10 protein-coding genes are annotated in these 10,519 nt (G+C 52.3%); all 10 read right to left on the minus strand.

Going from position 1 to position 10,519, the window contains the following annotated elements:
• Nucleotides 1-641, minus strand: a 641-nt coding sequence (locus HN413_15065; protein MBT3391717.1) for a GntR family transcriptional regulator, incomplete at its 3' end; no start/stop codon positions are given.
• A gap of 40 nt (nt 642-681) precedes the next feature.
• Nucleotides 682-2,676 carry a hydantoinase/oxoprolinase family protein gene (locus HN413_15070; GenBank protein ID MBT3391718.1) on the minus strand — a complete coding sequence of 665 codons (1,995 nt, stop codon included), beginning with the start codon at nt 2,674-2,676 and terminating at the stop codon, nt 682-684.
• A gap of 410 nt (nt 2,677-3,086) precedes the next feature.
• Nucleotides 3,087-4,589 carry a trimethylamine methyltransferase gene (locus HN413_15075; GenBank protein ID MBT3391719.1) on the minus strand — a complete coding sequence of 501 codons (1,503 nt, stop codon included), beginning with the start codon at nt 4,587-4,589 and terminating at the stop codon, nt 3,087-3,089.
• Between the two features lie 80 nt (nt 4,590-4,669).
• Nucleotides 4,670-5,368: a DUF1638 domain-containing protein gene (locus HN413_15080; protein MBT3391720.1), complete on the minus strand. Its 699-nt coding sequence runs from the start codon at nt 5,366-5,368 to the stop codon at nt 4,670-4,672.
• A gap of 16 nt (nt 5,369-5,384) precedes the next feature.
• The gene (locus tag HN413_15085; GenBank protein ID MBT3391721.1) at nt 5,385-6,026 is read right to left on the minus strand and encodes a corrinoid protein; all 642 of its coding nucleotides are present in this window, start codon (nt 6,024-6,026) and stop codon (nt 5,385-5,387) included.
• 104 nt (nt 6,027-6,130) lie between these two features.
• Nucleotides 6,131-7,591, minus strand: a complete 1,461-nt coding sequence (locus tag HN413_15090; GenBank protein MBT3391722.1) for a trimethylamine methyltransferase — start codon at nt 7,589-7,591, stop codon at nt 6,131-6,133.
• Between the two features lie 32 nt (nt 7,592-7,623).
• Nucleotides 7,624-8,259, minus strand: a complete 636-nt coding sequence (locus HN413_15095; GenBank protein MBT3391723.1) for a corrinoid protein — start codon at nt 8,257-8,259, stop codon at nt 7,624-7,626.
• Between the two features lie 69 nt (nt 8,260-8,328).
• Nucleotides 8,329-8,958: a GntR family transcriptional regulator gene (locus HN413_15100; GenBank protein MBT3391724.1), complete on the minus strand. Its 630-nt coding sequence runs from the start codon at nt 8,956-8,958 to the stop codon at nt 8,329-8,331.
• A 29-nt stretch (nt 8,959-8,987) separates the two neighbouring features.
• Nucleotides 8,988-9,866 (minus strand): dihydropteroate synthase, encoded by an 879-nt coding sequence (locus HN413_15105; protein MBT3391725.1) that lies wholly within the window; start codon nt 9,864-9,866, stop codon nt 8,988-8,990.
• A gap of 174 nt (nt 9,867-10,040) precedes the next feature.
• A partial coding sequence (locus tag HN413_15110) for an FAD-binding oxidoreductase (protein ID MBT3391726.1) occupies nt 10,041-10,519 on the minus strand: 479 nt, incomplete at its 5' end.

Raw genomic sequence — 10,519 nt, forward strand, 5'->3', positions numbered from 1 at the left:
AAATTTTGCAAAGTTTCAAATACTTTGTCGTAGAAACTCTGAATGTGCTGGCGCATAATGGCTTCGGCGTGGTTTTCATCTTGGGCTTTGATCGCCGCGACCAGTTCTAAGTGTTTTTCCACCGCGGCGGGCAAAAATTCCAGGTGGGGTAGCGCCAAAAACCACAAACGCTGCGACAGGCCAAAGAAATCATCCAGAATATCGGCCAGATATTTATTATGCGCCGCCTGCGCAATTGCCTGGTGGAATTTATGATCCAGCTCAAAGAGCAAACGCGGTTCATCGGGGGGCACTTGGGATTGTTCACGGCATAGCGCTTCCAGCACCACCAAATCGTCGGGGGTGGCAAATCTGGCGGCTTGCTGCGCACAGTAGCACTCCAACAGCAGGCGGATTTCGCTAATCTGCCTCAGCTCTGGAATCTTTACCTCGGCAATGAATAAGCCCATCGAGGGAGCCTCGATCAGGTGATCGTGTACGAGCAGCTTTATCGCTTCTCGTACAGGTACCAGCCCCACATCCAGTTCGCGGGCCAGCTTCCCTTCATCAACCGGCGCGCCTGGCGCAAGTTCCAGGGTCGCAATTTTTTCACGGATCGCAGCATACGCGCGTTGGGTATCTACTCGAACCAGTTCCATCATATTTTCTCCCGTGCTAATTTCGGAGATCAGTATTCTTGCTCTATTTCGATAAACGCGGGTTGCCAACGGCTTGCAAATGGATGCGGTAACTGTCAATCCCGTCGGCGATCTCTTCGACCACTACTTGCGGGTTGTCCGCGCCTGAACGTAAGGCGGCGCTCAATACCCGGTCGTAGCCCGATTTTCGAGCGTGATCCAGCGCATCGTCCAATTCTTCAAATTCTTCGCGCCCATCACGCGCCTGCACGTAGTAGCTAATCACATCCATCCCAGCTTCAGATAAGTGCGGATAGATCAAAATTTCTTCGGATACCATCACACTGCCCGCAATCGCGCCGACGGCATTGGCAACGAAATAATGGTCGGGCAAAATCAGCTCGGTATGCAGCAGTTTGGCGACATCTTGCAGCATAATATCGGCGGGAGCGCCGATGCCGATGATGGGATATTGCAGGTGAATTTGCGTGGCGAGGTGAGGATGTTCAGCATACAGGCTGTTGCGGAAGAACCACAGACCCAGATCGGGGCTGTGTGCCGAACTCGGGGGGACGCTTTTCTCGGTGAGGAACTCCACAATCGCCTTCGCAATCAACTCGCTGCTCAGCGTCCAGATAAATTCTGTCAGGCCTGGCTCTTCCCAATGCAGATGATTGCTGAGCAGCTTCAACCCATATTCAGCAGTTTTCACATCCCAGGGTGTGTGCCGCCCATCAATATGCAGCAAATCGGTTGGGGTCAGCCCCGCTTTGCCAATAATCTCGCGGCGGATCAATTCATCAGCCCCAAGCTGATTCTTGTGCAGGGCGTTGACTTGCTTGACAAGATCGGGGATCGCGATCGGGCCAGCTTTCAGAATCTTGATCAGCGTTTTCTCGCGGTCTGAAAACGCGCGCAAATTATCGCCGGGATCGCGCAATAAGTACCAGTATTCCAACCAACTGGGTGTGGGTGGTGGCCATGTTTTTTGGATCAGCGCCTTGAGGCGGGTTTGAATCTCCGGATGTTGATGCGCCAGATAGGCCAGCGGCACCACGCGTTCCGGGCCAATGACAATATTATTCTCGCGGTCTACGCTAATATGGCTGTCGCCACCCAAACCAATCGAGAGCAGGTTGGCCGCCTTGACCGATGTTTTGTAACCGGAGACCGAGGCTCCCGTTTCGCTAATGGACACATTTCCACCCTGAATGAGGGCCAGATCGGTGGTGGTACCACCCACATCAAGGATCAGCGCGTCATCCTGATGCGAGAGAAAACGCCCGCCGATAGCGCTGGCCGCCGGGCCGGAGTGAATAGTTTCAACGGGCGATCGGGCGGCAAATTCGTCGCTCATCAGCGTGCCGTCGCCGCGCACCACCATTAGTGGGGCATCAATGCCGCGGTGTTCCATTGCTCGGCGCACCGCCACGATAAAATCTTGCAGTACAGAGAGCAGCGAAGCATTTAGAGCTGCGGTTGTGGCGCGTTCCACCGAGCCAAGTTTGGTTGAGAGCTGATGCCCAAGCACAATCGGTAAATCACATACCTGTGAGATGGCGTTGTAGGCGCGGGTTTCATGTTCGGGGTTGAGTGGGCTGAAATAACTCGAAATGGCGATAGCATCCACCTGATTTTTGACCTGATTGGTTTTTTTCAGCAACGCAGTCAAATCCAGAGCTTCTTTTTCCTGCCCGAACAGATCATGTCCCCCAGCGAAATAATAAAAGTTAGGTGTAGCGAAATGGCGTTCCATCTGGAACGATGCTACCAACTCCGGGTCATAGCCAATCAGGAAGAGCGCCACGCGTTTGCCTTTACCTTCGGCAATGGCGTTGGTTGCCAGGGTCGTCGAGATCGAAACCATCTGAATGCTGGATGGGTCTTGAATCTGAATCCCCTCAATGACTTTTTCGATCCCGATAGCAAAATCGCGCTTGGTGGTCAGGCTTTTATGCGCGGCTAAAACCGTGCGCGAGTGATATTCCAGCAGCACGCCGTCGGTGTAGGTGCCTCCCGTGTCAATGCCCAGAACGAGCGCGTCAGATGAGTTGTTCATTGGTGTCAAGTTCGTGCCTCTCATACCGAAAAAGAGTTTTTTTGAGGAAGCCAAGCAATCAGGATATTTTCTTTCCGCATTCCTGATTTCCTCATGAGAAAACGACCATGGAGATTTGTTCAAGCTTTTGTAGTGGTCAATATTAGCTTGAACACTCTGGAAAAAAATTGGTTGTCATGCTGAACGCAGTGAAGCATCCAGCAAAGCGCCTTACGCTGCGCTAGACCCTTCGCATTCGCTCAGGGTGACAAATCCTATGGGATAGTCAAACTAATCAAGCTACTGTTGACTGTTACAGTTTATTCAATCATTTATCGAAAATAAGCAATTGACCACAAAGACACAAAGGACACGAAGAATTTCTATAAAAAACTCTGTGTACTCTGTGTCTCTGTGGTGAAATCTTTGAACTAACCGAACATATTGTAGTCGAGTTCTTCGCCTTTATGGCGTTCGTCGGCCAATTCACATACGCGGCGTAGTTCTTTGTACATTTTTTCATCGAGGAGCGGTTCTTCCTCGGCTTCTAAAATTTCGATAACGCGGTCATGTACCCGGTCGCGGAAGGTCTTGCTACCGTTGTTCTCCCAATTTTCCCACACCTGGCGGTCAATGATATCAGGGCGCCAGATTTCAGTTTTAAAGCGGGTGTAGGTGTGGTCGTGGTCGAGATAGTGCCCACCAGGGCCAACTTCTTCAATCACATTCAGGGCTTTGGTCTCATCGGTTACAGGGATGCCCTTGAGGATGCGCTTGACCATCGAGATAATCTCGTTGGAGGCAACCATCATATCGGGCGAACTGGTAAGCCCCTGCTCAAGGTAGCCCACATCGTGGATCATATTGCCGCCAACCAAAGCTGCGGTGGCAATATTCATGGTGGCTTCCATGGCGGCTTGTTCGTCGAACATCTTCGAGTCGGAGCAGCCCGCGGTTTCGTACATCGGCACGCCCAGCCATTTGGTAATCTGGGTATAGGCCGCGCTGAGCAACGCCATTTCTGGCGAGCCGTAGCAGTAGACTGTGGTGCGCATATCCATATTGGACATCAGGCCGCCAATAATCATCGGCGCGCCCGGTTTGCGCAACTGGCTGAGGACAATTCCCAACAGGCTTTCGGTGAGCGCCTGGACGGCGGTCCCGGCCAATGTGGTGGGAGCGGTGGCGCCAGCCAGGGGGCAGGGGGTGTAAACGAAGGGGATTTCGTTATCAGTGGCGAAGATCAGTTTTTGAATAACTTCTTCGGAGTGGCTCAGCGGTGAAACCGGCTCGATATACAGCGAGAAGAGCGGGCCTTTGCGCCATTCGTCTTTGCCCCCCACACGGATATAGGCCATTTCGAGCTGGTCTTTGAGCCCGTCGAGGTCAACCGCCGTGATATTGATGGGCTTGGTGGTGCCTTCGAGCATCGCCAGATACTGCCAGCGGTCATAGGTGCCTACCGCCGTGTCTTGCACGATGCCCAGCGACATGTGGAAGTCGAGATTTGGCAGCGCCTGAGTCAGGCGGGCAAAATTCTTGACATCCTTGTAGGTGGCGCGGCGGCGATTGCCAGTGTAGGGGTCAATCGTGAAGGGCGTGTCAGAACCCGGTCCAAAGGTGATGGCATCCTTATAAAGTTCCATCTTGTATTTGCGATCTGGCCCGCGGGTGACAACTTTGCCGGGCAGGGTTGCCAGGGCTTTGTCAACCAGCCACGGCGGAATTTTCACCAGCGCGCTGTCGTCGGTGCGGTCTTCGATGATGGCACCACCGGAATAGGCCAGTTCAATACCCGTTGGTTCGTACACGCGCACGCCAGTTTCATACAGCACCGTTAGTGCCGAATTGTAGATTGCTTCGATCTCATCTTGTGAGAGCACCTCAAATGTTGGAGTGGCATTCACGAGATAATTGGTTTTCCTTCTTTGCATGATTGGTTCTCCTGTTCTTCCTGAAATCATGATGATATTCACGAATTCAGGTTGGGGAAGGTTTTTTCTCGTATCGGTTTTTAGCGCATGAATAGATTTTGTGTGACTTCGCCGCTCGGGGGGATGACTACGAAATTGCTGTCGGTCTTGTCGATTGCCATAGCAACCTCAATCAGACGGCGCACGTAGATATCGGACCCGAGTATTTCTTCGTAGCGGTAACCCCAGCGTTGGCAGTATTCGGCTACTTCCTGAGCCTGGGGCCGGTACTCATCCAAATCTGCCTGGTTATGGGCAACGAATAGCAGCCGTTCGTAATGCTGATATTGCTGATCCATGATCCATGTGGCATCTTTCTCGCCATATTTTTCTTTGATCTCTTCGTACTCTTGAAGCGGATTGCTACCTGCTTCTAACCAGCCTTTGGTGAGATAGTAGGTGCCGGGGGTTGCATCGAATTCCTGAATGTATTTTTTATACGAACCCAGCAGGATGGCGATACAATCGTCGGTGCGGGGGATCAATAGCGTGTGCTGCCGGGCGTTAATGCCCTTGAGTCCGTTGCCGCATAACCCGTAGCCCAGTACGATCAGGCTGGGATGTTCCACCGCGTCAATCGCATCCTGAACGGCCCAGGTGAGCTTGGAAGGCACACGATGCAAGCCATAATCCATGAAGGTGACCTGTTCAGCCATATCCGCTGGCATTAGTTTCTCCAGCAGCGACTGAAACACCTTGCAGGCAATTACGACGATTGGCAATCCATTGGATGAAGTCACAAATGCACCTTAAACCTTATGCAGCCCCAACGAGCTGCTTGGCGAGTTCGGCGCCACCGGGGGCGTTAGAGCCGTAGCCATCTGCACCGATGGTGTCTGCAAATTCTCTGTCAACGGGCGCGCCGCCAACAAAAACTTTGACCGTGTCGCGCAATCCGGCTTCTTCAATGGCTTTGATGGTGTGGCCCATCGCCCGCATGGTAGTAGTCAGCATTGCCGACATACCCACAATTGCGGGCTGGTGCTCTTTGATAGCGTTGATGAAGACATCAGGTTCTACGTTGAAGCCGAGATTAACAATCTCAAAGCCCGCGCCTTCACACATCATGCTAACCAGGTTTTTGCCAATATCGTGCAGATCGCCTTTGACGGTGCCCATTACGATTTTGCCCAGCAATTCAGCGCCGCTCTCAACCAGCAGGGGACGCAAGATGAGCATACCCGCTGCCATGGAATCGGCGGACATCAGTACTTCGGGGACGAACATATCGCCGCGCTTAAAACGCACGCCAACTTCATCCATGCCAACAATCAGGCCATTATCCAGAACTTCTTTGGGGGTCAATCCTTGCTTCAATCCCCGGTTCACAAGTTTGGGCGTCTTATCGGCATCGCCTTCCAAAATGGCGGCGGATAGTTTTTCGTAAATTTCACTCATGTTATCTTTTCTCCTCGGGATGATTCCCGAAAATTGTTCTGTGATCTCAGACTGCCGACCGTGGTCAGCCGTCTGTCATCTGTCGATCTTTTTAGCCTGGGAACCTATTCTCCCTTGACGCGCTCTTCCGCTTCGGCCAGAACCTTTTCAATCACTTTTTCGGTTTCGGGCTTTATGGGGGCTGTTTTGTGTGTGGCAAGAATATCTTGCACGCGGGCATAGGTGCGATCTTTCATCGTCTTTTTGCCCTCTTCTTCCCATTCTTCGTAATTGCGACGGTCGCAAATATTGGGATACCAGAACTCGGTTTTATAGTGGCGGCGGGTATGTTCTTCGCGCAGGTAATGCCCGTTGGGGCCAACATTGTTAATCACATCCACGGCCATGGTGTCTTCGTTGACTTCAATGCCGCGAGTGATTCTTCGGGCGTAGCCAATCGCTTCGTCCATGGCAGTCAACTGGAAGACAGAACCGGTCATCGCGCTTTCGGTGTAACCCACATCGTGGGTCAGGTCGCCACCCGTTAGCGCAGAGAAATACACCGAGAGCGAACCTTCAATAATCGCCTGTTCGTCGAAAGTTTTCGAATCGGTGCAGCCGCCCGTTTGCCACAGAGGCAGCCCGGCGAAGTGCGCCAGTTCGGTGAGACCAGCCATCATCAGCGAAAGCTCTGGTGCGCCGTAGGAAAGGATCATGGAACTCATATCCATCACCGAAAACACGCCGCCCATGATGAAGGGCAAGCCCGGCTGCAAGGCCTGAGCGATGGTCAAACCCATCCATGATTCGGCTGCGCCCTGGATGATGATGCCCGCTGCGGTTACAGGGGCGGTGCCACCGGCAATAGGGCAGGGGGTGAAGATCAGCGGGATGCGATGCTTGGCGGCGAAGATGAGTTTATCCAACGCTTCGCCGGTGCTGACCAACGGAGAAAGGGGTTCACAGTAGTGAATATAGTTCGGGCGGCGTTCAAAGGCTGCTTGTCCACCCGCTTCGGCCACGGCAATTTCGTGGATGCCAGCCGAATCGTATTTGTCATACGACCAGGCCACAATCGGTTTGCTGGTGTTGGGGAACATGCCCGCAAATTCGTAGAGCGCGCCGAGATCGTGGTGCACATCGTTGACGGTACCCAGCGATTCGCAGAAATCGACATTCGGCAGGGCATCTACAACTTTGGCGACTTTGGGGACGTCTGATTTAACATAGGGACGCCGATCCATCGTTTCGACATCGATGAAGTTGGGGCAGGTCGGACCAGGCCCAAAGTGGGCGCGCCCCGGCCCGATGTGGATATTATTCTCGGGGTTGCCATCACGCGAAAAAACAGTGAAACTGCGCGGAGCCAGTTCCAGCGATTTGCGCACCAAATACGAGGGGATGCGTACCCGGTTGCCATCTACCCAAGCCCCGGCTTTCTTCAGAATCTCCAGAGATTCTTCATGGTGTACCTCAAGGCCAGTGTATTCGAGTACGTGAAGGACGCCATCATACAGTTCTTGCAATTGGTCATCCGTCAGCATTCGAAAACGCACGCCAGAGTTAACAGTATAGTTGCCTCTCATTATCAAATTGCTCCTTTTCGATTTTGTAAAACCTATGCCACGAATTTTTTGGCAAGTTCAGCTGCGGAGGCGGCGTTGGAAGCATAGCCATCGGCGCCGATCTGGTCCGAAAATGCCTGGGTAACCGGTGCGCCGCCGATCATGATCTTAACCTTGTTGCGCAAACCGGCCTCTTCGAGGGCTTTGATGGTGTGTTCCATGGAGCGCATCGTGGTCGTCAGCAGGGCCGACATGCCAATCACATCCGGTTCAAATTCCTTGACGGCGGCAACAAAGGCATCCGCTTCAACATCCTTGCCAATGTCATGGACATCGAAACCCGCGCCTTCGCACATCATGCCGACCAGGTTCTTGCCGATGTCGTGCAGGTCGCCTTTGACGGTGCCCAGAAGCACCTTTCCGACCATCTTGACGCCGGATGCAATCAGCATCGGGCGGATCAGCTCCATAGACGATTGCATGGCACGCGCCGAGCGCAGCACTTCGGGGACAAACATATTGCCAGCTTTGAATTCAACGCCAACATGATCCATACCGGGCATCAAGCCTTTATCAAGGATGTCTTGTGCGCTGAAGTCTTCGTCCAGGGCATCTTCTGTCAGATCAACAATATCATCCAGATTGCCTTCAATGACAGCGGTTGAGAGTTCGGATAGTATTTCACTCATTGTTTTATCTTCCTCCAAAATTATTTTGGGTTATATTTTCCACATCCTAGTAGGGATGTGTTTGACATGCTAAAGGTATTGTTTGATGGTTTGATGGAAATCTTTAATATGTTTTTCCATACGTAATGCGGCACGTTTTGCGTCGCCCGCTTCAATGGCTTCCAGAATTTCAATATGTGCTACAACATCAATATCCTCAGATTGGGCGAAATTGATCGCCAGGTACCATATTCGCAGAGAGAGGTTGTAGTAATGTTTTAAGTCTTTTTCCAAAAACTTGTTTTGAGCCGCTTGTCCAATTAAGCTGTGGAAAGCCTCGTCAAGTTCAATTAATTCTTTTTTATCTTCCAGACTGGCGAGTTGATACTCCTGCGCAAGTTGTCGCAGTTTTGCAAGTTGGTCTGGGGTTATGCGTTTGGTCGCCAGCTGAGCAGCGAGGGCCTCGATGACAACGCGTACTTCAAATATCTGGGTGAGATCCGTAACAGTGATGTCGGCTACAAACATGCCTCGCCGCGGGGTGACCGTTACCAGATTTTCTGCTTGAAGTCGTTTTATGGCCTCACGGATGGGTGTTCTGCCCAGATTTAACTCATCAATCAATTGAGCTTCACTGATAACAGAACCCGGAGTCATGCTTGTTGTTACAATCTGTTTCTTAATCTGTGTATAGGCTCGCTCTGCGTCGGTTGGTTTCATGCCGCACACTCACTCTCTTTGGTGGCAAATTACTCGTTCTCGGCTTGTTCTTTTTGGCGCTTGCGATAGGCTTTAATCCAGTTCATGCCATATTCGTCCCGCCCCATTGAAAGATCGGCGGCCAAGACAGCGATGGCGATTTCTTCTTCCAGTGGGTTTGTGATCGGGCAGGTCAACCCGGCATGGATGGACATCGCGATGAAGGTTGAGTTGATATGCTTGCGGTCGGGCATCCCAAACGAAATATTGCTGGCGCCCATGGTGATATTGACACCAAATTCCACTACAATTCTCTCGATGGTTTGCATAGCTAGAAAACCGGCGGTATGGTCGGCGCCCATCGTTAGCGCCAAAGGATCAATTACAATATCTTCAGGGCCAATACCCAGCTTGGCCGCGCGCTCAATAATTTTTGTGGCAACTTTGAGGCGATCATCGACTGTGGCGGGGATGCCATCATCGTCCATGCACAGCCCGATTACCGCGGCGCCATATTCCTTGACCAGCGGCAAAATCGCCTCCAGCGAGCGTTCTTCACCATTGACAGAATTGATCAGCGCTTTGCCTTCGTATGTCTTCAGGGCGGCTTCAAGCGCCAGGGGGTCTGCCGTATCAATACACAGCGGCACATCCACCGTTTCCATTACAGTTTGGAGTACCTGCTTGAGCAGCGCTTCTTCGTCTGCACCAGGTACGCCAGCATTGACATCCAGAATTTTCGCTCCCGCAGCCACCTGAGCCAGCGCATCCTGTCGCACCATATCAAAATCCCCGGCCTGTAAGGCTTTGAGCATTTTTTTGCGCCCAGTGGGGTTGATGCGTTCGCCAATGATAGTGGTGGCTTTTTCACGGTGAATTTCAACCGTGACGGTTTTGGAAGAAACTACGGTGGTTAAACTATTGCTCATTTCATCACCTCTTTTGCAAAATTTGAAAATAGATTTTTGTGCATATTCGCAGCTTTCAGGCGATAGCTATTCCAAAGGGCGCTTTCGCCTGGCAGTCACGGCGCGCTTATTTTAGTATATTACAAATATATCAGTAAAGCTAGAGCATCTGTCGATATTGCGCATTTTGTAATCTCAGATGAGGACATTTGTCTTACTTCCTTTGATAGGGTCAAAACGGTCAGGGAGTACGGCATTGGCGTAGGGGGGTAGTGCTGCGCCAGTTACCCAATCGGCGATGAGTTTGCCGGTGATTGGGGCCAGGCCGATGCCCGCGCCTTCGTGCCCGCTGGCAAGGTAGAAGCCGGGCGCCTGCTCGCACGGACCAATCAGCGGCAGGTGATCTGGCGACCAGGGACGCAGGCCAGCATAACTGCGGATGACAGAGCTATGCGCCAGATGGGGCAAAAAGCGCGCCGCGCGTTGGGCAATTGCTCGTATCACGGCCAGCGAAACCCGGCGGTCAAATCCGGCGAATTCGCGGCTGCTGCCCAATAATAAACTTCCCGACGCGGTCATCTCGGCTACCAGCGCCACCTGCACATCTTCGGCTGCCAATTGTACGGTGGTGGCATAGCCGCCTTCCAGCAGCGGGTGGTGAATTTTCTTTGGAC

It is taken from the genome of Chloroflexota bacterium, assembly GCA_018648225.1.
Classification (GTDB): domain Bacteria; phylum Chloroflexota; class Anaerolineae; order Anaerolineales; family UBA11858; genus NIOZ-UU35.

Coding starts and splice junctions, on each gene's coding strand:
- HN413_15070 (MBT3391718.1), bottom strand. CDS start 2,676: ATGAACAACTCATCTGACGCGCTCGTTCTGGGCATTGACACGGGAGGC.
- HN413_15085 (MBT3391721.1), bottom strand. CDS start 6,026: ATGAGTGAAATTTACGAAAAACTATCCGCCGCCATTTTGGAAGGCGAT.
- HN413_15095 (MBT3391723.1), bottom strand. CDS start 8,259: ATGAGTGAAATACTATCCGAACTCTCAACCGCTGTCATTGAAGGCAAT.
- HN413_15090 (MBT3391722.1), bottom strand. CDS start 7,591: ATGAGAGGCAACTATACTGTTAACTCTGGCGTGCGTTTTCGAATGCTG.
- HN413_15075 (MBT3391719.1), bottom strand. CDS start 4,589: ATGCAAAGAAGGAAAACCAATTATCTCGTGAATGCCACTCCAACATTT.
- HN413_15105 (MBT3391725.1), bottom strand. CDS start 9,866: ATGAGCAATAGTTTAACCACCGTAGTTTCTTCCAAAACCGTCACGGTT.
- HN413_15100 (MBT3391724.1), bottom strand. CDS start 8,958: ATGAAACCAACCGACGCAGAGCGAGCCTATACACAGATTAAGAAACAG.